Annotated in this window: 23 protein-coding genes and 1 tRNA gene; 9 read left to right on the top strand and 15 right to left on the bottom strand. The window is 69.0% G+C overall.

Annotated elements, in window-relative coordinates; translation table 11 throughout:
- Nucleotides 1-708 carry a triose-phosphate isomerase gene (locus WBL05_RS12110; RefSeq protein WP_424226236.1) on the bottom strand — a complete coding sequence of 236 codons (708 nt, stop codon included), beginning with the start codon at nucleotides 706-708 and terminating at the stop codon, nucleotides 1-3.
- Nucleotides 709-804: 96 nt separating this feature from the next.
- Here WBL05_RS12110 and ispD point away from each other — a divergent pair, with 96 nt between their 5' ends.
- Both ispD and ispF read left to right on the top strand, forming a co-directional pair.
- Entirely contained in the window at nucleotides 805-1,554 is a 750-nt protein-coding gene (ispD, locus tag WBL05_RS12115) for a 2-C-methyl-D-erythritol 4-phosphate cytidylyltransferase (protein WP_424226237.1), read from the top strand.
- 50 nt (nucleotides 1,555-1,604) lie between these two features.
- The gene (ispF, locus tag WBL05_RS12120; RefSeq protein ID WP_424226263.1) at nucleotides 1,605-2,021 is read left to right on the top strand and encodes a 2-C-methyl-D-erythritol 2,4-cyclodiphosphate synthase; all 417 of its coding nucleotides are present in this window, start codon (nucleotides 1,605-1,607) and stop codon (nucleotides 2,019-2,021) included.
- On the opposite strand, the gene WBL05_RS12125 is transcribed toward ispF, so the two are convergent.
- Complete coding sequence (locus tag WBL05_RS12125; protein ID WP_424226238.1) at nucleotides 2,022-3,005, bottom strand: neutral zinc metallopeptidase; 984 nt, start codon at nucleotides 3,003-3,005, stop codon at nucleotides 2,022-2,024. It lies immediately after the preceding gene.
- Nucleotides 3,006-3,258: 253 nt separating this feature from the next.
- On the opposite strand from WBL05_RS12125, the gene WBL05_RS12130 reads away from it, so the two are divergent.
- Nucleotides 3,259-4,995, top strand: a complete 1,737-nt coding sequence (locus WBL05_RS12130) for a DUF2207 family protein (protein WP_424226239.1) — start codon at nucleotides 3,259-3,261, stop codon at nucleotides 4,993-4,995.
- A 22-nt stretch (nucleotides 4,996-5,017) separates the two neighbouring features.
- Here the strand turns inward: WBL05_RS12130 and WBL05_RS12135 are convergent, their stop codons facing one another.
- The 5 genes from WBL05_RS12135 to cysS form a co-directional block, all read right to left on the bottom strand.
- Complete coding sequence (locus WBL05_RS12135; RefSeq protein WP_424226240.1) at nucleotides 5,018-6,460, bottom strand: glycine hydroxymethyltransferase; 1,443 nt, start codon at nucleotides 6,458-6,460, stop codon at nucleotides 5,018-5,020.
- A gap of 82 nt (nucleotides 6,461-6,542) precedes the next feature.
- Nucleotides 6,543-7,268, bottom strand: coding sequence for a GntR family transcriptional regulator (locus WBL05_RS12140; RefSeq protein WP_424226241.1), 726 nt, complete (start codon nucleotides 7,266-7,268; stop codon nucleotides 6,543-6,545).
- A 32-nt stretch (nucleotides 7,269-7,300) separates the two neighbouring features.
- On the bottom strand, nucleotides 7,301-8,833 hold the full coding sequence (locus tag WBL05_RS12145) for a UxaA family hydrolase (protein ID WP_424226242.1): 1,533 nt from the start codon (nucleotides 8,831-8,833) through the stop codon (nucleotides 7,301-7,303).
- 118 nt (nucleotides 8,834-8,951) lie between these two features.
- Nucleotides 8,952-9,887 carry a 23S rRNA (guanosine(2251)-2'-O)-methyltransferase RlmB gene (gene rlmB / locus WBL05_RS12150; RefSeq protein WP_424226243.1) on the bottom strand — a complete coding sequence of 312 codons (936 nt, stop codon included), beginning with the start codon at nucleotides 9,885-9,887 and terminating at the stop codon, nucleotides 8,952-8,954.
- Nucleotides 9,888-9,895: 8 nt separating this feature from the next.
- Nucleotides 9,896-11,296, bottom strand: coding sequence for a cysteine--tRNA ligase (cysS, locus tag WBL05_RS12155; protein WP_424226244.1), 1,401 nt, complete (start codon nucleotides 11,294-11,296; stop codon nucleotides 9,896-9,898).
- 80 nt (nucleotides 11,297-11,376) lie between these two features.
- On the opposite strand from cysS, the gene WBL05_RS12160 reads away from it, so the two are divergent.
- Nucleotides 11,377-11,649 (top strand): hypothetical protein, encoded by a 273-nt coding sequence (locus WBL05_RS12160; protein ID WP_424226245.1) that lies wholly within the window; start codon nucleotides 11,377-11,379, stop codon nucleotides 11,647-11,649.
- Here the strand turns inward: WBL05_RS12160 and WBL05_RS12165 are convergent.
- From WBL05_RS12165 to WBL05_RS12180, 4 genes are all read right to left on the bottom strand, one after another.
- On the bottom strand, nucleotides 11,618-12,958 hold the full coding sequence (locus tag WBL05_RS12165; protein ID WP_424226246.1) for a DUF4032 domain-containing protein: 1,341 nt from the start codon (nucleotides 12,956-12,958) through the stop codon (nucleotides 11,618-11,620). The two genes, WBL05_RS12160 and WBL05_RS12165, sit on opposite strands and share 32 nt — an antisense overlap.
- A gap of 14 nt (nucleotides 12,959-12,972) precedes the next feature.
- The gene (locus WBL05_RS12170) at nucleotides 12,973-14,136 is read right to left on the bottom strand and encodes a trans-sulfuration enzyme family protein (protein WP_424226247.1); all 1,164 of its coding nucleotides are present in this window, start codon (nucleotides 14,134-14,136) and stop codon (nucleotides 12,973-12,975) included.
- A 60-nt stretch (nucleotides 14,137-14,196) separates the two neighbouring features.
- Nucleotides 14,197-15,294: an ABC transporter ATP-binding protein gene (locus WBL05_RS12175; RefSeq protein ID WP_424226248.1), complete on the bottom strand. Its 1,098-nt coding sequence runs from the start codon at nucleotides 15,292-15,294 to the stop codon at nucleotides 14,197-14,199.
- Between the two features lie 115 nt (nucleotides 15,295-15,409).
- Complete coding sequence (locus tag WBL05_RS12180) at nucleotides 15,410-15,772, bottom strand: nuclear transport factor 2 family protein (RefSeq protein ID WP_424226249.1); 363 nt, start codon at nucleotides 15,770-15,772, stop codon at nucleotides 15,410-15,412.
- Between the two features lie 64 nt (nucleotides 15,773-15,836).
- Here WBL05_RS12180 and WBL05_RS12185 point away from each other — a divergent pair, with 64 nt between their 5' ends.
- Entirely contained in the window at nucleotides 15,837-16,658 is an 822-nt protein-coding gene (locus tag WBL05_RS12185; protein WP_424226251.1) for a DedA family protein, read from the top strand.
- 78 nt (nucleotides 16,659-16,736) lie between these two features.
- Nucleotides 16,737-16,809, top strand: a tRNA-Thr gene (locus WBL05_RS12190).
- Between the two features lie 56 nt (nucleotides 16,810-16,865).
- On the opposite strand, the gene manA is transcribed toward WBL05_RS12190, so the two are convergent.
- On the bottom strand, nucleotides 16,866-18,056 hold the full coding sequence (gene manA, locus WBL05_RS12195) for a mannose-6-phosphate isomerase, class I (RefSeq protein ID WP_424226252.1): 1,191 nt from the start codon (nucleotides 18,054-18,056) through the stop codon (nucleotides 16,866-16,868).
- Nucleotides 18,057-18,152: 96 nt separating this feature from the next.
- Here manA and WBL05_RS12200 point away from each other — a divergent pair, with 96 nt between their 5' ends.
- Complete coding sequence (locus WBL05_RS12200) at nucleotides 18,153-18,434, top strand: DUF3263 domain-containing protein (RefSeq protein ID WP_424226254.1); 282 nt, start codon at nucleotides 18,153-18,155, stop codon at nucleotides 18,432-18,434.
- Here the strand turns inward: WBL05_RS12200 and WBL05_RS12205 are convergent.
- Entirely contained in the window at nucleotides 18,421-18,828 is a 408-nt protein-coding gene (locus tag WBL05_RS12205) for a hypothetical protein (protein ID WP_424226255.1), read from the bottom strand. The genes WBL05_RS12200 and WBL05_RS12205 overlap by 14 nt on opposite strands.
- A gap of 239 nt (nucleotides 18,829-19,067) precedes the next feature.
- Here WBL05_RS12205 and groL point away from each other — a divergent pair, with 239 nt between their 5' ends.
- Nucleotides 19,068-20,684 (top strand): chaperonin GroEL, encoded by a 1,617-nt coding sequence (groL, locus tag WBL05_RS12210; RefSeq protein WP_424226256.1) that lies wholly within the window; start codon nucleotides 19,068-19,070, stop codon nucleotides 20,682-20,684.
- A gap of 69 nt (nucleotides 20,685-20,753) precedes the next feature.
- On the opposite strand, the gene WBL05_RS12215 is transcribed toward groL, so the two are convergent.
- Nucleotides 20,754-21,449 carry a copper homeostasis protein CutC gene (locus tag WBL05_RS12215; protein WP_424226258.1) on the bottom strand — a complete coding sequence of 232 codons (696 nt, stop codon included), beginning with the start codon at nucleotides 21,447-21,449 and terminating at the stop codon, nucleotides 20,754-20,756.
- Between the two features lie 62 nt (nucleotides 21,450-21,511).
- Here WBL05_RS12215 and WBL05_RS12220 point away from each other — a divergent pair, with 62 nt between their 5' ends.
- The gene (locus WBL05_RS12220; protein WP_424226260.1) at nucleotides 21,512-22,066 is read left to right on the top strand and encodes an NUDIX hydrolase; all 555 of its coding nucleotides are present in this window, start codon (nucleotides 21,512-21,514) and stop codon (nucleotides 22,064-22,066) included.
- Between the two features lie 4 nt (nucleotides 22,067-22,070).
- On the opposite strand, the gene WBL05_RS12225 is transcribed toward WBL05_RS12220, so the two are convergent.
- Nucleotides 22,071-22,447 (bottom strand): hypothetical protein (locus tag WBL05_RS12225; protein ID WP_424226261.1); only part of this gene is annotated, 377 nt, incomplete at its 5' end.

The raw sequence follows: 22,447 nt of genomic DNA on the forward strand, positions 1-22,447 counted from the left end.
TCAGCCGCGATGCTGCTGCACTGCGGTGAACATCTCGGTCAGGATGGCGCGCCAGTCGGGGTGGGTGACTATGCCGCTCGTCCCGCCCGAACCGTCGGCGCCCTGCCGCAGCGCCGCCGCCACGTCGGCGCCGCTGCTGATCCCGGCCGCCTGGATGACCAGGATTGATGGGTCCACGTCCTTCACGATCCGGGTGGTGCGTTCGATGTAGTCGCCGGCATCCATCTGGCCGGTGCCGATGTTCGCAGTCGGCTCGCAGATCATCAGGTCCGGGCCCATCGCGGCGATCGCCCGGCACTGGGCGTCGGAGTCGGCGCAGACGATGGTGAGCAGGCCGACCTCGCGGGCCCGCTGCATCGTCTCGTCCAGCACCGCCAGGGTCAACTGGTGCTCGGCGTGGTTGAGCACCACCGCACGAGCGCCGGCCTCCACCAGTGAGTCGGGCAGGATGAAGCCCATGCCACGGCCCCTGACCAGCGGGTCCATGTGCTGCGCGGTCACGATGAGGTTCGAGGTGTGCTCGGCGACCAGCCGCAGGTCGACGTGCTGGGCGGTGAAGATGACGTCGACGTCGAACTGGCCTGCCAGCTCGTCGGTCAGCCGGGCCAGCTTGAGGGTGTCGGCACTGCCCAGGTACGCCTTCGGGTTGACGATCAGGAACGGCGTGCGGATCGTGACAAGCTCCGGGTGCCGAGTCGTGTCGTTCATGCGTAGCCCTCCTGATTCGCAAGTGTCAACCTCGCGATTCTCGCAGCGCCTCCCACCGCCCGCAACCCGCCCAACCCATGTGACAGACTCCTCTGCATGGCACAACCGGTGGTGGCCGTCGTAGTGGCGGCGGGTCTTGGCGTCAGGTACGGCGGAAACACCCCCAAGCCGGCCCTGCAGGTCACCGGCAAGTCATTACTGGTGATGTCGGTTGAGGCGATGGCCGCCGGCGGTTGCACCAACGTAGTGCTGGTGCTCAACCCCAAGGTCGCCCGGCACCTCGGCAAGGGCCTGGCGAAGCTGCCGATCCCGGTCGTCCAGACCTTCGGTGGGGCCACCCGGCAGGAGTCGGTGCACAACGGTCTGAAGACCGTGCGCGACGAGCCCCTCCTTGCGAACACCCAGGTTGTGCTGATCCACGACGCGGTCCGACCGATGGTCCCGGCCAGCGTGGTCGCCGAGGTCATCCAGACGGTCCGGGACGGCGCGCAAGCCGTCGCGCCCGCAGTGCCGGTCAGCGACTCGATGCGAGTACTCACCGACGACGGCGCCAGTCGCGGGGTCGACCGGTCGAACCTGCGAGCGATCCAGACCCCGCAGGGCTTCCCGCTGGACGTCATCCTCCAGGCCCACGACCAGATGGCGGCGTCCGGCGCCGAGTTCACCGACGACGTCTCGTGCGCCGAGCAGGCCGGCCACCAAGTGCGCCTGGTGCCGGGCTCGCGGCTATCGATGAAGATCACCGAGCCCAGCGACCTGCTGGTGGCCAGGGCACTGTGGAAGGCCCGCGGGACGCTCGGCCACCACACCGCCCAGCGTCGGTTGCGCACGGGGTGGCCGCTGTGATCCGCACCGGCATCGGCTACGACGTTCACCGGCTCGTCCCGGGCATCCCGATGTGGGTGGCCGGCCTGCACTTCCACGACGAGCCTGCCGGGCTGCAGGGGCACTCCGACGGGGACGTGGTCTGCCACGCCGCCTGCGATGCGCTGCTCGGCGCAGCCGGCCTGGGGGACATGGGCAGCAACTACGGCACCAGCGAACCGGAGTGGGCGGGCGCGTCCGGGATTGCGTTCCTGACCGAGACCCGCCGCCGGGTTGAGGCGGCCGGGTGGCGGATCGGCAACGTGGCGGTGCAACTGGTCGGGAACCGGCCGCGACTGGGCACCCGACGGGACGAGGCCCAGACACTGCTCAGCCAGGTGCTGGACGCGCCGGTCAGCCTGGCCGCCACCACCACCGACGGGCTCGGCTTCGCCGGCCGTGGCGAGGGCGTGGCCGCCGTGGCGTCCGCACTCATCGAGCGCGATTGATCAACGAACCTCCGCGTCCGGCGCGGTGAAGGTGTTGCAGGCGCCCATCGAAGTGGTCTGCGTACCCTCCAGGAACCAGCCCCGCCGGGAATCACCGCGACCGTGGTTGCCCTCGATGTTCGGATCACCGGTCAACTGGTCGTCCCCGATGGAGAAGAACAGCAGCGACAGGTTCTGCACGTCGTTCTCGCCCAACCCGACCGACTGGCCGACCGAGTTGATGAACTGACCCGACCAGCAGTCGGCCTGCACCTCGAGGCGACGGGAGAACGCGTTGGCGTCGGACTCGCTGGACTGCTGCTCCCAGGCGGCCTCCGAGATGAGGATGCCGGTGCGGCCCTGCAGTGCGTGGGCGAACTCGTGGGCGATCACGCTCTCGACCACGTACGGGGTGGCCTGCAGCTGCGACGGGACGATCCGCGGCAGGTCGGCGGCGTAGTAGACCTGCTGGTCAGCCGCACAGTAGGCGGCGTTCATCGCCGGCATGGTGCCGCAACGGGTCTGCACCGGCTGGGAGTAGATGGTGACGCTGGGACGCACCGGGATGTGACCCGCTTCCTCGACCGCCGGCCCGAACACCCGCATCAGGCAGGCGGTGAGTTCGTTCATGTGGTCCTGCAGGGCGCCCAGCGAGGCGCTGCTGAGGTTGATCGGCTGGGCCTCGCAGAACACCGGCACCGCGATCTCGGACTGGTAGATGGCATTGTCAACCATCCACTGGGTGGCCTCACCGTAGGTCTCCGGCATCGGCAGTTCGGGCGGGTTGGTGTCGATCGGCGGCACCTGGTAGTTCTCGTTCTGGTACTCACCGGGCGCTTGCGGCCGGGACGGGCCCGCGGGCTGCGCCTCCTCGGTCAGCCAATTGACCACGAACATGCCGATGATGATCGCCCCGATGACGCCGACAAGTGCGCGCATCGCCGAGCCGCCACCACGACGAGGCGGCTGGGCAGCCGGCTGGTAACGGTTGGGTGCCGACGTCACCCAACCCTGCTGCTGTGGCCGGGCCCATTGAGCAGCCGGTCCCCAGTGGCCAGACGGTTGACCCCACTGCTGCTGAGCAGGCCTACCCCACGGCTGTTGGCCGCGCGGCGCGTACCCCTGACCCCACTGACTCACGTGCACACCCTATCTGCTGCGACGCGGGTGGGGAACCTGCGTGCGGAGCAGCCGTACGCTACCTTGAAGCTCGAAGCCAGTCACTGAAGGTGGCCGCCGTCCATCGAAAGGATTGTCCGTGAGCACTCGACCTGGGCCCGACGGCCCCCGCCGGCCGTTGCGGGTGGCCGCCGCGACGATCGTCACGCTGCTCTTGGCGATGATCGGGCTGGCGGCTCCGGCCACCGCCCAGGAGATGGCCGAGTCGTTCATCGTCGAGGGTGAGGTGCTCCAGGACGGCACCCTGATGATCACCGAGACCATCACCCTGGGCTCCGCCCGCCCCGACCAACTGGAACAGCGGCTGGCGACCAACCGGGAGCTGCTCGACAACACCCACCTGAGTTACCAGATCTCCGACGTCACGGTGAGCGCCGGTGGCGTCGCGGTGGATCCGACCATCGCCACCGATGGCGACTACCAGGTGATCACGGTCGACACCGCCGACCTGGCAGACCCGGTCGTGATCAGCTACACCGTGCGCGGGGCGGCGGCCGCGCTGCCGGCGGTGCCGGGGCAGCCCGACATGACCGAGGTCTCCTGGCGAGTGCTGCAGGGCCTCAACGTCGGGGTCCAGGACGTCCAGGGCGAGATCGAGCTGCCGCCCGGTACCCGAACCAGCGACATCAACTGCCAGGCCGGCCCGCCGGCCAACACCGTGAGCTGCCGCACCTACGCGTCCGGCACCTTCGAGGCGACCTATCCGCAGTTCACCGACGGCCCGCGCGGCCCCGGTGAGGTCGTCATCCTGACCTTCTCGCTGCCATCCGACGTCGTGACGCCCAACCAGATGGTGAGCGAGGAGTGGAGCCTGGACCGGGCCTTCTCCGCACAGCCGGTTCCGTTGCTCTCCGCGCTGGCCGCGCTGCTGCTCGGCGGGCTGGGACTGTGGCTGCTGCACCGGACCCGCGGCGCCGACGCCGCCGGCGGAGCCCCCACCATGGTCGCGACCTTCGAACCGATCGCGGCCGGCGAGGAACGCTTCACGCTGGTCGAGAAGATCCTGCCCGGTGAGGTCGGCACCCTGACCGACGAATCGGTCGACCCGATCGACATCACCGCCACTGTTGTGGACGTCGCCCAACGTGGGCATCTGACCATTGTCGAACTGCCACGCACCGGCGGGGGGCATGGCGCGATCGAGTGGACCTTCGAGCGTGGCCAGGGCATCGACCAGTTGCAGGACTACGAACGCACCCTGATCGATGCGCTCGCCCCGCAGGACGGCGAACCCGCCAAGGTCTCCCGGATCAACGAGGCGCTCGCCCCGGTCATCCCGGTGGTGCAGGACCAGATCTACGCCGAGGTCGTCAACGAGGGCTGGTTCGCCGGCCGGCCGGACGAGGTTCGCAGGACCTGGACCCGGATCGGCACCATCGCAGTGGTCGGCTCACTGGTAGCGCTCGGGCTGCTGGTTGCCTTCACCCGTTTCGGCCTGCTGGGCCTGGTGCTGGTCGGCCTCGCGGTCGGCCTGCTGTGGGTCAGCCAGCAGATGGCCCGCCGCACCGCCAAGGGTTCGTCGGTGCTGCGCGGGCTGCAGGTGCTGGCCATGAACCTGGCCACCCAGCCCACCACCAACGTCCCGAAGAGCGACGCCTACGCCGAGATCTCCCGGATCCTGCCCTACTCCATCGTGCTGGGCAGCTTCGACCGCTGGCTGCAGGCGCTGGTTGACGCCGACGACGACCCGGGCGTCCCCGACCCGGACGACCTTGGCTGGTACCGGGCGCCGGCCACCTGGCAGCTGTCCGACCTGCCCAGCTCGATCGACGCGTTCGTCACCACCGTGGAGGGCAAGCTCTTCTCGCGGCACTGACCAGCCGGACGCTGCGCCGGGGTCAGAGCTCCAGTCCCGGGTACAGCGGGTGGTTGCCGAGCAGCTCGCCGGCGGCGGCCTTGGTGGCGGCCGCGACCCCATCGGCGATGGCGTACTTCGCCTTGCCCGGGATGCCCGCGGGGGTCATGGTGGGCTGGGTCTGCCGCAGTGCACCGACGATCAGGGCGGCCACCTCGTCCATGTCGGAGGTGGCGAAGCCCCGGGTGGTCAGGGCCGGGGTGCCCAGCCGGATACCGGAGGTGTACCAGGCGCCGTTCGGGTCGCGGGGGATCGAGTTGCGGTTGGTGACGATGCCGGAGTCGAGCAGCGCGCTCTCGGCCTGGCGTCCGGTCAGCCCGAACGAGGACGCGACGTCGAGCAGGACGATGTGGTTGTCGGTGCCGCCGGTGACCAGTCGGGCGTCCCGCCTGAGTAGTCCCTCGGCCAGCGCCTGGGCATTGTCGGCCACCCGCCGGGCGTAGTCCTGGAAGGCCGGCTGGCGGGCCTCGGCCAGCGCGATCGCCTTGCTCGCCATCATGTGGCCGAGCGGACCGCCGAGCACCATCGGGCAGCCCCGGTCGACATCCTCGGCGAACTCCTCGGTGGCCAGCACCATGCCACCGCGCGGCCCGCGCAGCGACTTGTGGGTGGTGGTGGTGACGACCTGGGCATGCGGGATCGGGTCCTCATCGCCGGTGAACACCTTGCCAGCCACCAGGCCGGCGAAGTGCGCCATGTCGACCATCAGCACCGCGCCGACCTCGTCTGCGATCTCGCGCATCGTGGCGAAGTTGATCCGCCGGGGGTAGGCGGAGTAGCCCGCGACCAGGATCAGCGGCCTGAACTGCTTGGCCTGCTCACGCACAGCTTCGTAGTCGATCAGCCCGGTCCGGGGGTCGGTGCCGTAGCTGCGCTGGTCGAACATCTTGCCCGAGATGTTGTGCCGGAAGCCGTGGGTGAGGTGGCCACCGGCGTCCAGGCTCATGCCCATCAGTCGCTGGTTGCCCAGGTCGTGCCGGAGCTTGTCCCAGTCGGCCTGGCTGAGGTCGTGCACGGTCTTGGCGCCGAGGTCGGCCAGGCTGGGGCGTTCGATGAAGTGGCTGAGGATCGCCCAGTAGGCGACCAGGTTGGCGTCGATGCCGGAGTGCGGCTGCACGTAGGCGTACCGGGCGCCGAACAGTTCCCGGGCATGCTCGGCAGCCACTGCCTCGACGGTGTCGATGTTCTGGCAGCCGGCGTAGAAGCGGTGACCGACGGTGCCCTCGGCGTACTTGTCGCTCAGCCATGTGCCCATGCCGAGCAGGGTCGGCAGCGAGGCGTAGTTCTCCGACGCGATCAGCTTCAGCGACTCCCGCTGGTCACGCAACTCGGCGGTGATCGCCTCGGCTATCCGGGGCTCGACACCGGCGACGAGCGACAGGATGGCTTGATATGCACTGCCGGCGGTGGCTGCTGGGTCGGACACGGGCGCTCCTGATCGACATGGTTGGGGTCGGTTGAAGCCGACCCGGGAAAAGATCCAGCGCCACTCTAGCCGGGCAGGCCGGTCAGCTCACCTTGGGTTCGCTGAGCAGGGACGGGCCAACCTCACGCAGTGAGCGCACCTTGACGTTGGCCAGGTGGGTGTACAGCGCCTGCTTGGCCCGCTCCAGGTCCTGGTCCTGGACCGCCCGGAGCACCGCCGCATGCTCCTCCACCGACATCTCCGAGTCGTGGATGCCTCGCGACACCGACTGGCGCAGCCGGTGCAGGTGCGCCGGCAGGGAATCGGCGGTGGCCAGCAGGTAGGAGTTCTTCGAGTGCCGGAAGATCGCGTGGTGGAAGGCCCAGTCCGCGGACATGTAGTCGCGGTAGGCGTCGATCGCCTCGCGGTCGGGAGTGACGTTGAGCACCGCCTTCGCGGTCTCCTCGTGCACCTCGTGCGCCGCGGCCAGGTCGGCGGCCAACGCGTCGACGTCCTGGAACGCCAGCTCCAGCGCACCGAGTTCGATCACCATCCGGGCGTCGCACAGTTGCGCGATCTGGTCGGTGCTCAGCGGCGACGCCACCCGGTAGCCGCGCAACGGTGCGCGGGAGACCAGGCCGGTCCGCTCCAGGTGCACCAGTGCCTCGCGAACCGGGGTGGGTGACACCTGCAGTTCGCTGGCCAGGCCGTCGATGCTGAGCGGGGCCCCCGGTGCCAGGATGCCGGACATCAACATGTCGATGAGCGACTCGTACACCGTGTCGCGCAGCACCTTGCGCTCCAGGGGTTTCACTCTGGTCCCTGCCATCAGGTCTCCGTTCATATCGCGGGGGGTCGGTGTCACATCACCACGCCGATGTGCCACGGGACGAATTCATTGCTGCCGTAACCCAGCGCTTCGCTGTTGGACGCTTCCCCCGAAGCCAGATCCAATAGCGCATTGTAGATCTCGAGGCCCTTGTCAGCCAGGGAGACCCCAGCCGAGAAGATCGGCCCGCAGTTGATGTCCATGTCATCGGGCATCCGCGCGTAGACGTCGTCGTTGGTCGCCAGCTTGAGGGTGGGGGCCGGCTTGGTGCCGAGCGCGGAGCCGCGTCCGGTGGTGAAGCAGATCAGGTTGGCACCGCCGGCGATCAATCCGGTGACCGAGACCGGGTCGTAGCCGGGGGTGTCCATCATGCCCAGGCCGGGCTGGTCGATCGGGGCGGCGTAGTCGTAGACCGCCTGCAGCGGGGCCTGACCCGACTTCGCGACCGCACCCAGCGACTTCTCCAGGATGGTGGTGATGCCGCCGGCCTTGTTGCCCGGTGAGGGGTTGGAGTCCATCGTCGCGTTCAGCTTCGCGGTGTAGTCCTCCCACCAGGCCAGCTTGTCGAGCAGCCGCTGGGCGGTGTGCTCACTGGTGGCCCGCTGCACCAGCAGGCTCTCGGCGCCGTATACCTCGGGGGTTTCGGCCAGCACCGAGCGGCCACCCTGTGCGACGATCAGGTCGGACGCGTAGCCGAGCGCCGGGTTTGCGGTCAGCCCGGACAAGCCGTCAGAGCCGCCGCAGTTCTGGCCGAGCACCAGTTCGCTGACCGGCCGCTCCTCGCGCACGAACGACGCGTTGACCTCGGGCAGCATCTGCGTGATGGCGTCCAGTGCGCTCTCCACGGTGCTCCGGGTGCCACCGGAGGTCTGGATGTTCATCCTGACCAGCGGGGTTCCCGGCCGCAGCTGGATCTGGTTGATCATCTGCTCGACCTGGTTGAGCTCGCAACCCAGGCCGATAACCACCACACCGCCGACGTTGGGGTGCGAGGCGAACCCGGCCAGCGTGCGACGCAGGATCTCCAGGCCGTCCACCGACATGCCGCAGCCCAGGTCGTGCACCAGCGGGATGACGCCGTCCACGTTGGGGAAGTCGGCGAGCAGGCCGCGGCGGCTGGCCTCGTTGGCGACGATGTCGCAGACGTTGGCCGAGCAGTTCACCGTCGAGACCACCGCGATGTAGTTGCGGGTCGCGGTGCTGCCGTCGCTGCGGACCGCGCCGCGGAAGGTGGTGCGGGCCGGCAGTTCGGGGGCGGCCCAGCCGCGGGAACCGGCGTCGGTTGCGGCCGGCTTGGTGTGTGAGCTGAAGCCGAGGTTGTGCACGTGCACGTGCTGGCCGGCCCGGATCGGCTGGCTGGCGGTGCCGATCTGGTAGCCGTACTTGGCGACGGGGGAGTGCTGGGCGATGTCGTGCAGGGCGACCTTGTGGCCGACGGCGACCTCGTCGAGCACCGTGATCGGCCCCCGGGGTGTCTGCAATGCGGTTCCCGGCGTCAGTGGCTGTCGTGCCACCGCGACGTCGTCGGTTTCATTGAGGACCAGGAGCCCACTGGCGGACAGCATCAACAAGGACCTTTCGGCTGCTCAACCCATGCCGGGTGCGATTCGATGGGAAAATCCTATCAAATATGGTATGTCCGAAGATAGGTCAGTTGCCGCGTTGCATCAGCCGGGGTAAGTCCTAGACGAGGTCGCCCCGGCAGCGGGCCACCTCGTACAGCGCGATCCCCGCCGCCACCGATGCGTTCAGGCTCTCCACCTGGCTGGAGATCGGGATCCGGGCCAGCAGGTCACAACGTTCCCGGGTCAGTCGGGCCAGTCCCTCACCCTCCGAACCGACCACCAGCATGAGCGGCCCATCCACGCCCGGGACGCCGGCGATGTCGGTCTCGCCCTCGCCGGCCAGCCCCACCACGGTGAACCCGGCCTTGGCGTAGTCGACAATGGTGCGGTTCAGGTTCCCGGCGCGGGCCACCGGCACCCGGGCCAGCGCGCCCGCCGAGGCCTTCCAAGCGACCGCGGTGACCGAGGCCGAGCGGCGTTCCGGGATGACCACGCCGTGGACTCCGAAGGCAGCCGCCGAGCGGATGATGGCGCCCAGGTTGTGCGGATCGGTGATGCCGTCCAGCGCGACGACCAGCGCCTCCCGGGTCTCGTCGGCCAGGGCGTCCGCCATCACGTCATCGGGATGGGCGTAGTCGTAGCTGGGCAGTTGCAGCGCCACCCCCTGGTGGACGGCCCCGCCGGTCAGCCGGTCGAGCTCTGCCCGGGTGGTCTGGAGCAGCGAGATCGAGTGCTCCGCGGCGTACTTGAAGATGTCGCGCAGCCGGTCGTCCCGTTCGCTGCCCTCGGCGACGTAGCCGGCCTTGATCGGCAGGCCGGCCGTCATCGCCTCCAGTACCGGGTTGCGGCCGACCACCCAGTCGGCCCCGGCGCCGTGACCGTGGCTGCTGGGACGCCCGCCCCGTCTGCCTGCCTGCTTGCCGCCCTGCCCGGCGCCCTGTCTGGCCTGGTATGCCTTGTGGTATACCCGGTCCTCGGCCTTCGGCGTGGGGCCGCGACCCGCCAGCCCGCGCTTGCGTTGCCCGCCCGAGCCAACCTTGCGTCCGGTTGCCATGTCGTCTCCTAGATGTTCCAGCGGACGCCGTCGGGGGTGTCCTCGATGGTCAGGCCGAGCGCGGCCAGTTGGTCGCGGATGGCGTCGGCAGTGGCCCAGTCCTTGCGGGCCCGGGCCTGGCTGCGCTGCTCCAGCACCAGGTTCACCAGCCCGTCCACCACGCCGCTCAGGTCGTCGCCGCCGCGAGCGGCCCAGACCGGGTCGTGCGGGTCGAGGCCGAGCACGTCGAGCATGGCCCGCACGCTCGTCATCGCCTGCTCGGCGGCGACCCTGTCGCCGGCGTCGATCGCCCGGTTGCCCTGCTTGACGGCGTCGAAGATCACCGCGACCGCGGCCGGGGTGCCCAGGTCGTCGTCCATCGCGGTCACGAACTCGGCCGGCAGTTGCGCCGGATCGAACTGCAGTTCGCCGGCCGCGCCGGCCCGCTCCAGGAAGGAGTCGATCCGGTCCAACTGTGCGCTGGCCTCGGTCAGTGAGGTGGGGCTGAACTCGATCGGAGACCGGTAGTGCGGTGCAACCAGGTACAGCCGCACGGCGCGCGGGGCGTACTGCCTGGTTACCTCGCTGACCAGGGCGCTGTTGCCGAGCGACTTGCTCATCTTCTCCCCGGCCATGGTGACGAACGCGTTGTGCATCCAGTACTTGGCGAACCCGTGCCCGGCCGCCCGGGACTGGGCCAGTTCGTTTTCGTGGTGCGGGAACCGCAGGTCGAGTCCGCCGCCGTGGATGTCGAACTGGCTGCCCAGGTACTTCAGGCTCATCGCCGAGCACTCCAGGTGCCAGCCGGGACGTCCGCGTCCCCACGGGCTCGGCCAGGACGCGGTGGCCGGCTCGTCGGGTTTGCTGCCCTTCCACAGCGCGAAGTCGCGTGGATCGCGCTTGCCGCGCGGGTCGGCGTCGGGTGCGGGAGCCATGTCTTCGACCCGCTGGTTGGACAGTTCGCCGTAGTCGGCCCAGGACAGCACGTCGAAGTAGACGTCGCCGGAGCCGTCCAGGGCGGGGTAGGCGTGACCACGGTCGATCAGGGCGTGGATCAGCTCGATCATCTCGGGGATGTGTCCGGTGGCCCGCGGCTCGTAGTTCGGTGGCCGGCAGCCCAGCGCCTGGTAGGCCCGGTGCAGTTCGAGTTCCATCGCGTAGGCGAGCTCGTACCACTCGATGCCCTGGGCCGCCGACTTGGCCAGGATCTTGTCGTCGATGTCGGTGACGTTGGCGACGACCCGCACCCGGTAGCCCTGCACGGTGAACCAGCGGCGCAGCACGTCGAAGACGACCTCCTTGCGGATGTGGCCCAGGTGCGGGGGCGCCTGCACGGTCAGCCCGCAATGGTAGATCGACACCTCGTCCGGCTTGAGTGGGACGAACTCGGTCAGCCGGCCAGCGCGCTCGTCGTACAGGTGGAAGCTCACCTGTCGCAGTCTAGTGGCGGGGTTGTCGCGGGCACACCGCTTGGCGTCGGGGCTGGTGGGCAGCAACGTACAATCGCGGCATGGCAGAGGTTCGCAAGCACCGTCCACGCACCAGCTCGATCGGTGACCAGGTCAGGGCGAACATCGACAGCGGTCCCCGTCCGGTGGCCCCCGGCGCGCCCCCCACACCCGACTTCGACCCGTTCTTCACCGAGGAGCCGAGCGAGGACGTCGAAGCCAGCCACACCACCAGCAGTGCGGCGGCGGTCAGCGGCACCGGCGGCTGGTTCACCTTCGGCGTGGCCACCGACGAACCCGACGCTACTTCTGACGGGCCTTCCGCAGCGAGTTGAGGTCGAGCCGGGAAGCCTGCGCCAGGTCGACCTCCTCGGCGGCATCCTCCCAGGGGTCGACCACCGGGAGGTCCTCGGTGGCCGCGTCCTGTTGGTGGGCGGCCCGGTCCGTGAGCGGCATCGCCTCGTCGGGCAGGTTGCTCAGCACGTCCCGGACGTAGCCAGCGGTGGCGTCGGCCAGCGGAACCTCGCGGCCCTCCCGCTCCGACTGATACCACCGGTAGTCCAGCACCTCGTGGAAGATCTGCGCCGGGTCGCGCTTGCGCATCAGCTCCGGCGGAACCGCCCTGATCACCGGCTCGAAGGTGTCGTTGAGCCACTGGTGCGCGGCCACCGCCTCGTCCATGTGGTGGCGACCGGTTCGCACGACGTAGGTGTCCAGGTCGTTGAGCAACCGCCGCGCCTGGTTCTCCTCGGTGTCCAGCCCGGTCAGCCGCAGCAGTCGGCGGGAATGGTGGCCGGCGTCCACCACCTTGGGCTGGATGCGCACCGTGGAGCCGTCCGGTGAGGTGCGGATGTCAAGCTCGGCGATGTCGAAACCCAGTGCGTTGAGCCGCCGCACCCGGCCCTCGATCCGGTTCAACTCGTTGCCGCTGAACTCCTCGACCCCGGTCAGCTCATGCCACAGCTCGGCGTAGCGGTGCTCGATGGTGGCCACCATCGCCAGCGGGTCGAGCGACCCGTCGAGCAGCCCGCCGGCCTCCAGATCCGAGAAGTCCCCGAAGATGTTCACCCGGGCGATCGCCAGGTCGTGGGCGCGTTGCCCGGGGGTCAGCCGGTCGTGCAGTTCACCGGTCTCGGCGTCCACCAGGTAGGCGGCGAACTCCCCGGCGTCCCGGCGGAACAGGATGTTTGACAACGACACATCGCCCCACATGAAGCCGGTCAGGTGCAGCCGGACGATCAGCACCACCATCGCGTCCACCAGCCGCAGCACCGTCTCGCTGCGGACACCGGGGGTGAACAGCGACCGGTATGGCAACGCGAACTGCAGGTGCTTGGTGAGCAGGATCGGATCCAGCGGCGTGCCGTCGGCGGCCACCCGCCCGAAGACCACACCGACCGGCTCGACGCAAGGGGTGCCAAGGCGCCTCAGGTCGTGCAGCAGCCGGTACTCGTGCAGCGCGAGCTCCTCATTGACCTCCTTGGCTGCGTAGACCTCGTCGCCGACCGCGATGAACCGCACCACGTGCCGGGACAGGCCGCGCGGCAGCGCCACCAGGTGGTGCTCCGGCCATTCACCAAGCGCGATCTGCCAGGGCAGCGGCAGCAGGTTCGAGTTGGGCGTCGCGGACAGGAAGCGGGGCATGGCTGGTCCACCGTTCAGGCGACGGCGCGGTCGAGGGCCTCGGTGAGGTCGGCCAGCAGGTCGGCGACCGGTTCGATCCCGACCGACAGACGCAGCAGCGCCGGGCTGATCCCGGCGGCGAGCTGGGTGGCCGGGTCCATCGCCGCGTGGGTCATCGACGCCGGGTGGGCCACCAATGACTCCACCCCACCCAGCGACTCGGCCAAGTTGAAGATGCGCAGCCCCCGGCAGAAGGCCTGGGCAGCGTCCGCACCGCCCGACAACTCGAAGCTGACCATGGAGCCGAAACTGGCCTGCTGGCGGGCCGCGATCGGGTGGCCCGGGTGGTCGGGCAGCCCCGGCCAGTAGACCTGCTCAACGGCGGGGTGGTCGAGCAGCGCAGCCACCAACTGCTCGGCGTTGGCGTCGTGGACGCGCACCCGGGCGTCGAGGGTGCGCAGCCCCCGCAGCGTCAGCCACGCGTCGAAGGCGCTGCCTGTGACGCCCATCACGTTGGCCCAGTGGCTGATCTGCTCGGTCATCTGGTCCGTGGTCGCCACGATCGCGCCCCCCACCACATCGGAGTGGCCGTTGATGAACTTGGTGGTGGAGTGCAGCACCAACTCGCAGCCGAACTCGATCGGACGCTGCCGCACCGGCGAACAGAACGTGTTGTCGGCCAGGGTCAACACACCGGCTGCGCGCGCCGCCGCAACCGTTACCTCCAGGTCGACCAACCGCAGCAGCGGGTTGGAGGGGGTCTCGATCAGGCACAGGTCGGCCGGGGTCTGCAGCGCGGCCGCCAGCGCGTCCGGGTCGGTCTGATTGACGTAGTCCACGCGGCAGAAACCACGATCGGACAGGTGGTTCAGCAGCCGCCAGGTACCGCCGTAACAGTCGTGCGGGGCGATGATCCGGCCGCCCTGCGGCACCATCGCCGCGAAGACAGTGGTCAGCGCCGCCAGCCCGGACGCCGTGACCACCGCGCCAACCCCGCCCTCCAGGGTGGCGATTGCCTGCCCGAGCAGGTCGCGGGTCGGGTTCCCGGCGCGGCTGTACTCGTACTGCGGGGACTCGCCCAGGCCGCTGAACGCGAAGTTCGTGCCGGGGTAGATGGGCGGGATGATCGACTGGTAGCGGGGGTCGGTGTCGAACCCGGTGCGCAAGCCACGGCCCAGCTGGGAGATCTCGCCGGTCATGTCGCCCAAAGATAGCGCGGGCGGGGCCCGCCGGTGCGAGCCCCGCCCACAGCCATCCGGTCACGAGATGCGGTCGCCGGACTCCTTGTCGAAAACATGCACGGTGGCCGGGTCGACCTGAAGCCGGACCAGGTCGCCGCGCTGCGGCGGGGTGCGGGTGGTGACCCGTGCCACGATCTGCGGCTCCGACTCGCCGGTGACGATCTCCTCGAGGTGCCCCTTCAGCGCGCCGTACAGGTAGGAGTCGGCGCCGGTCTCCTCGACCACCGCGATCTCCATCTGGATGCCCTGGTCACCGGACAGGTCGAAGGACTCCGGCCGGATGCCGATCACCACGGTGTCGCTGCTCGCCCTGCCCAGCACGTCGCGGGAGATCGGGATGACGTGGTCGGTGACGCTGACGCCGCCCTCGACGATCCGGGCCTGCATCAGGTTCATGGCCGGGGAGCCGATGAAACCGGCGACGAACAGGTTGACCGGCTCGTCGTAGAGCACCAGCGGGTTGTCCACCTGCTGCAGCAGGCCATCCTTCATCACCGCGACCCGGTCGCCCATCGTCATGGCCTCGACCTGGTCGTGGGTGACGTAGACGGTGGTGACGCCCAGCCGCGACTGCAGGGCAGCGATCTGGGTTCGGGTCTGAACGCGCAGCTTGGCGTCCAGGTTGGACAGCGGCTCGTCCATCAGGAAGACCTGCGGGTTGCGGACGATCGCCCGGCCCATCGCGACGCGCTGCCGCTGGCCACCGGACAGATTCTTCGGCTTGCGGCCCAGCAGTTCCTGCAGGCCCAGCAGTTCGGCTGCCTCACGCACCCGGCGGTCGCGTTCGTCCTTGTTGACGCCCTGCATCTTGAGCGCGAAGCCCATGTTGTCGGCGACGGTCATATGCGGGTAGAGCGCGTAGTTCTGGAAGACCATCGCGATGTCGCGATCCTTCGGCGGCAGGTCCGTGACGTCCCGGTCGCCGATCCACACCGATCCGGAGTTGATGTCTTCCAGTCCGGCCAGCATCCGCAGCGAGGTCGACTTGCCGCAACCCGAGGGGCCGACGAGCACCATGAACTCGCCGTCACCGATCTCGAGGTTCAGCTTGTCGACGGCCGGGTGGTCGGAGCCGGGATAAATGCGCGTGGCATCCCGGTAACTGACAGTGGCCATGAGCCACCCATCCTTTCCATGGGCAGGAACGTGCCCAACGATCCGTGGTAGAAGGACGGAAGGCCCCGTCCTTTGATCAGAATGCCATGCCGATCGAAGCTTGGCAGGGACCTGCTCAGGCCGGTTCGGCGAGCCAGGTGATCAACTGCCACCGGCCGTCGACAAGGATGAACACCCGCAGGTTGTCGAACGTTTGCACCTGCTGCGGATTACCCAGCGCCCACTTGTCGACCAGGCAGCGTGCGGTGGCGCGGTGGCTGCCGTGCAACTCGACCGAGAGCATGGTGGTTCGGCGCTCGCTGCCCGGCGCCAGGCCGGCGATGAACTCGCCCCTGGTCGACAGCGCGCCCCCGGGCCGCCGCATCGTGAACCGGTCATGCAGCAACTCGCCGAACCAGTCAGCGTCCGCTGCCGATTCCGCCGGTCCGATGCGTTCGTTGATCGCCATCAGTTCGGCTAATGCCGTGTAGTCGCTCATGCTCGACAGCGTAAGGGCAATGACCGGACGCCAAGCCGGGCTGGGCAGCAGGTAGGCTCGCCCGGTGGCAGCTCAGCGTCCCGATGACGAACTGAATGCACCTGTGCCGCAGGTGGACGCCGGGGCCGAGGCCACCGGCGAGGACGTCGCGTCCGCGGAACCTATCGACCAGGGCAGCGGCGAGCAGGAGTGGTGGGAAGACCCCGGCATGCCGTGGCGGCACAAGCCCACCCGGCAGGACATCGCCTGCCTGGCCTGGATCGGCTTCCTCGGGGTGTTCAGCATGGCGATGCTGCCGCTGCGGGCATGGCTGCTGGGTGCGCCCGAGCGGCTGCCCTGGCTGGTCGCGCTGATGGGGTCGCGCACGGGCGCCGCCGGACTGGGGTCGCTGGTTCGGGTCGGCGCCGAGACGCCGTTCATCTGGCCGCTCCTGGTCGGCACGCTGATGTCGATCAAGCTCGACTGGACGTACTGGTGGGCCGGCAAGCTGTGGGGACGCGGCATGATCGAGATCTGGGCCGGGCAGTCCGAGCGGGCGGCCCGCAACTACGGGCGGATGGAGCGGTGGGCAGACAAGCTCGGTTGGCTGGGCATCTTCATCGCCTACGTACCGATCCCACTGCCGATCATGGCGGTGGTCTTCGTGCTGGCCGGCGCGCAGGGGATGAGTTGGAAGAAGTTCATGGTGCTCGACTTCTTCGCCGCGCTGATCTGGTTGATCGGCTACTTCTTCTTCGGTTACGCAGTGGGTGAACCCGCCGTCGCGCTGCTGGAGGCCTACGCCAAAGTCGCCAATTACGTCGCGATTGGGCTGGTGGTCTTCGTGGTGGTGGCCAGCTTCTGGCGTAGCGGCAAGGCCGCCAGGGTGGCCAGGGTCGCTGGCTGACCCCCGTCAGCGATTTCGCGGCCGAGCCCGGTGCGGGCACAATGTAATCGGCGTGTGCGTGGCTAGCGGCCCGTGCCTGCCTCCGTAGCTCAGCGGCCAGAGCATCCGCCTTGTAAGCGGAGGGTCAAGGGTTCGACTCCCTTCGGAGGCTCCCGCTGCCGAGATCAGCGCGACTGCGTCCCAGTCAGTTGAGTTCAGCACAGGCTCTCAGGCGTCCATGCCGGTGGCGACCAGGAAGGCCTGACCGTCGCCGCTGGCCCAGACCTGCTCGCTCGCCCCGATGAATGCCGATTGGCCACACTGCAGGATCAGGCCGTCCGGCCCGGTCGACAGCCCCACCTCACCGCTGGTGACCAGCAGGATGCGGCCGGAAAGTTCGGCCGGCAGTTCGATCATCCGGCCGGGAGCCGCGTCAATCCGCCATGTGGCGAAGGCCCGCTCGCCGGCCATGTAGTGCCACAGGCCGGGGGCCTCCTTGTCAGGACGCAGCACGGGCATCTGCTGGGGTGTGAAGTCGACCACCTGCACCAGTGCGGACGCGTCGATGTGCTTGTTGGTCAACCCGCCGCGCAGGACGTTGTCGGAGCTTCCCATAACCTCGACCCCGGTTCCGGACAGGTAGGCGTGCATCGTGCCCGGACGCAGGTGCAGCGCCTCACCGGGTTGCAGGTTGCGTCGGTTGAGCAGCAGGGCCGCGAGCAGGCTCGGGTCGCCGGGGAAGTGCTCGTCCAGCAACACGGCGGTGCGGGCGAACTCGCCCAGTTCACCTTGGGCGTCGAGATGGTGGACGGCGGCGGTGACCACGTCGGTGACCGCACCACGACGCTCCTCGTCGAGCACCAGGCAGTCCAGGAAGACCTCGGCCAGGCCGGCCGCCGGTGAGCGGTGCCGCAGCGGGGCGAACAGCGTTTCGGTGTGCGGGGCGATGCCCAGCCGCGACAGCAGGTCGGCAGTGACCTTCGGGTCACGGAAGCCCGCCAGCGCTTCGAACTGGGTGAGTGCGATGATCAGTTCTGGCTTGTCCCACGGGTCGCGGTAGGTGCGCTCGGGGGAGTCGATGGGCAACTGCACGCGGTTCTCACGCTCATAACCGGCCTGGGCGTCGGCGAGGTTCGGATGAGCCTGCAGGCTGAGCGGCCGGGCCGCGGACAGCAGCTTGACCAGGTATGGCAGCCGGCCGCCGAACTCGTGTCGTGCCGAGTCGCCGATCATCGACGGGTCGGACTCGATGGCCTTGTCCAGCGCGGTGCCACCGTTGAGTTGGGACACCCCGAGTGGATGGGCACCCAGCCAGTACTCGGCGACGGGTTGGCCATCGACGGGGATGCCGAGCAGCCGCGGGATGGCATCCACCGAACCCCAGTCGTACCGCTTGATGCTCCCGGTGAGCGGTTGCATCCATCCCTCCTAGCTGTTGCCGATCCTTGATGCTAACGAACCCACAGCGCAGGCGGCTAATGACATCGATGTGATTCGCGGTCTAGTATCAGCGCCATGACCGAGGCATCGCGAGACCTTCCCAGTCAGTCAGCATTGACCGAGCGCGAGGTCGCGATCCTCGACTTCGAGAAGAGCTGGTGGCAGGCCAGGGCGTCCAAGGAAACCGAGATCCGCGAGCGGTTCGACATGTCGGCCTCGCGGTACTACCAGATCCTGAACTCGCTGATCGACCGGCCGGAGGCGCTGGCACATGATCCGCTGCTGGTCAAGCGGCTGCGTCGGCTGCGCGAGCAGCGGCAGCGCAACCGGTCGGCGGCCCGGCTCACCTCCCGTTGATTGGGTAACCGCCCTTCAGCAGGTCGGCCCTGACCTCGAACAGGTTCGCCCCGTGATTGGTGCCGGTCCGCAGCCGGCTCCACGCGATGGCCGCCAGGTAGCCGGGCAGGAAGAACAGCCCCAGCCAGGCCCACTGCTCGGCGTGGGTCTTCTCGTGCTCGAGCAGCCCGGGGTTGCGCTGGGTCAGGTCGTCCCACCGCCCGTCCGGGACGAGCACCACGCTGCCCACCATGAACGCACCGGCCTTCGGCGCCGGCCCCCGGTAGCGATCTGCGACCCATAGCCACATCGGCCCGCGGCGCAGCTCGGCTCGTCCCAGCCTGGCCAGCAGCAGGCCGAGCGGGGTGGTCAGGTTGATCCAGTTCACCACTGCGCGCACCCGGTCGAGGCTCACCCCTGCCAGCGTACAACCGGCCCGAATCGTTTGCACTCGCACCGGTCGAGTGCTAAGAATTGTGTTGGCACTCCGGACCGAGGAGTGCCACCGCTTCCGATCATGGTGGCAGGTGAGGCCAATTGGCCGTCCGTCGCGGGCACCGGCAGCCATGGGACGAGGCGAGCCCCAACCGGGCAAGCACTGGACCACCAAACGGGGCGTACCGCCCCTGATGCCAAAGGATTTCTTACAAGACCATGGCAAAGCTAATTTCATTTGACAGCGACGCCCGCAAGGCGCTCGAAAAGGGCATGAACACCTTGGCCGATGCGGTCAAGGTAACTCTTGGGCCGAAGGGCCGCAACGTCGTGCTCGAGAAGTCGTGGGGCGCTCCGACGATCACCAACGACGGCGTGTCCATCGCCAAGGAGATCGAGCTGGCCGACCCGTTCGAGAAGATCGGCGCCGAGCTGGTCAAGGAAGTCGCCAAGAAGACTGACGACGTCGCCGGCGACGGCACCACCACCGCGACGGTCATCGCCCAGGCGATGGTGCGCGAGGGCCTGCGCAACGTGACCGCGGGCGCCAACCCGATGGAACTGAAGCGCGGCATCGAGAAGGCCGTGGCGGCGATCAGCGACAAGCTGGTCGAGATGTCCACCGACATCGAGACCAAGGAGCAGATCGCCCAGACCGCGTCCATCTCGGCCGGCGACCCCGGCGTCGGCGAGATCATCGCCGAGGCCATGGACAAGGTCGGCAAGGAAGGCGTCATCACCGTCGACGAGTCGAACACCTTCGGCATGGAGCTCGAGCTCACCGAGGGCATGAACTTCGACAAGGGCTTCATCTCCGGCTACTTCGTCACCGACGCCGAGCGCATGGAGGCGGTCCTGGAAGACCCCTACGTGCTGCTTGTCGACGGCAAGGTGAGTTCCCTGAAGGATCTGCTGCCGGTGCTGGAGAAGGTGCAGCAGACTGGTCGCCCGCTGCTGGTGATCGCCGAGGACGTCGACGGTGAGGCCCTGGCCGGCCTGGTCGTCAACAAGATCCGCGGCACCTTCAAGTCGGTCGCCGTCAAGGCCCCCGGCTTCGGCGACCGCCGCAAGGCGATCCTCGCCGACATCGCGGTGCTCACCGGCGGACAGGTGATCAGCGAGACCGTCGGCCTGTCGCTCGAGACCGCCGACCTTGAGCTGCTCGGCCGCGCCCGCACCGTCACCGTCACCAAGGACGACACCACCATCGTCGAGGGCGCCGGCGACTCCGAACAGATCCAGGGCCGGATCAAGCAGATCCGCACCGAGATCGAGAACTCCGATTCCGACTACGACCGCGAGAAGCTGCAGGAGCGGCTGGCCAAGCTGGTCGGCGGCGTCGCGGTGATCAAGGTCGGCGCGGCCACCGAGGTCGAGATGAAGGAGCGCAAGCACCGCATCGAGGACGCCGTCCGCAACGCGAAGGCGGCCGTCGAAGAGGGCGTGCTGCCCGGTGGTGGGGTGGCGCTGATCCACGCCGCCAAGGAGGCCAAGCTGGACGGGCTGTCGGCCGAGGAGATGGTCGGCGCCAACATCGTGCTGACCGCGGTCGAGGCCCCGCTGAAGCAGATCGCGATCAACGCCGGCCTGGAGGGCGGCGTGGTGGCCGAGAAGGTCAGGAGCCTGCCGGTGGGCGAGGGCCTGGACGCGGTCTCCGGTGAGTACGTGAACATGCTCAAGTCCGGCATCATCGACCCGACCAAGGTCACCCGGTCGGCGCTGGCCAACGCGGCCTCGATCGCCGGTCTGTTCCTGACCACCGAGGCCGTCATCGCGGACAAGCCCGAGAAGGCGCCCGCGATGCCCGCCGGCGGTGACATGGAGGGCATGTACTGATCGACTGACGCAGTCGCAACAAGCGCAGGGGTGGTCCCGGATCGGGGCCGCCCCTGTTTGCGTCCCCGCTCAGCGCTGCGGCAGCGAATCGAGCAGGATCCGCCAGCCGCGCACCAGGGAGCTGTCGACGGCCGCCGAGAAGTCGCGTCCGGGGCGCGCCTGCCGGCCGACCTGGAACGCCCGCACGCCGACCCGCCCCAGCCAGGCCACGTGCTCGGGGACCAGGCCACCGCCGGCCAGCACCAGGCCAGCGATCTGTGGGTCGAGCCTGATCCGGGCGATGAGGTCCTCCAGCCCCGCCGCCATGCCCCTGCTGGAGCCGCCGGTCAGCACCTGGTCGCAGCCGCGCATTGTCCGGAGAGTCCGCCAGGCCTGATCGACGTCGATGCAGTGGTCGATGGCGTGGTCGAACGTCCACGGCCACGCCGCGTTGCCGGTGAGCTCGGTGACCACTTCGACGTCCACCTGCGAGTAGCCGTCCAGGAAGCCCAACACGAACCCCTCGGCGCCCTCGGCCAGGTAACTGGTCACCAGTCCGTGCAGCCTGGTCACCTCGCCGCCGTCGGTCCGGTAGCCCTCGCGCAGTCGCAGCAGTGGCCGCACCGGGATGGTGCAGGCGCCACGCACCCGGGCGAATGCCCCCGGTTCCGGTGAAGTGCCTTGTCCGGTAAGTCCACCAACGACCATCAGCCGATCGGCGCCACCCTCTTCGGCGCGGCGCGCGTCCTCGGCGGTGAGGACGACCACCTCGAGCAGCCCAGGCATGGCAACATGGTGCCGCACTCCGCGCCGAAACCCGTGGTGGCGCTCCGGTTAGGCTCGGTGCCATGAACCTGGATCGGCGTCCCATGATCTCGGTGCCTCCGCCGCAGCGTCCACTTCGGAAGCGACGGGCCGCCCGGGTCGTCGTTCGCGCGCAGGGACGCGTCCTGCTGATGGCCGATTCCGATCCGGGACTGCCGGGGTCTGGCTGGTGGGTGACGCCGGGCGGTGGGCTGGACGTCGGCGAGACCTCGCTGGCCGCTGCCGTCCGGGAGCTGGCCGAGGAGACCGGGTTGCAGGCGGCGGCGGAGGACTTCATCGGACCCATCGCTCGCCGGGTGGTGCGCCACGGCTACACCGACCAGGTGCTGGTGCAGCAGGAGGACTTCTTCGCGATCGACCTGCCGGCGACCTTCGAGCCACAGACCAGCGGCTTCACCGAGCAGGAACGGCTGACGCTGTCCGGCTTCGGCTGGTTCACCGCCGAAGAGCTGGCGGGACTGGCGGTCTGGCCGGTCGAACTGGGCCGCCTGATGCAACTCACCGACCTGGCCGGCCCGATCGACCTGGGCGAGGTGGAGGAGTCCACCGTCCCGGTCGCCCTCGGTCATCGCGGTTGATGCGTCAGGCGGGGTCGCGCGGCACCGGCAGGTCGTGGATCACCACCGGGGCTACCGCCTCGGCGGCCACCACCCTGGCCAGCGGGACGTTGAGTCGCGGACCGGCGCGGCGCACCAGGAACGTCGACCCGTGCCCGACGAACAGCACCCGCACCACGTCCAGCCCGAGCGACCCGTCGTCGGTGGCGTAGGCCAGTCGCACCCAGTGGTCGTCGGCGGCCGCGGCATCGAGCACTGCCCGCCAGTCGCCGGGTGCCAGCTCACCGAGCAGCCAGGCGGCCAGCGCCTCCAGCATTGTGCGGGAGGCCTCGGACGGCTCGTCGTCGGTCGGCATGTCGAAGCGGGGGAGGGCCGGCAGGTCGGCGGCCAGGTCGTAGAGCC

It is taken from the genome of Brooklawnia sp. (assembly GCF_049651565.1).
Lineage (GTDB): Bacteria > Actinomycetota > Actinomycetes > Propionibacteriales > Propionibacteriaceae > Brooklawnia.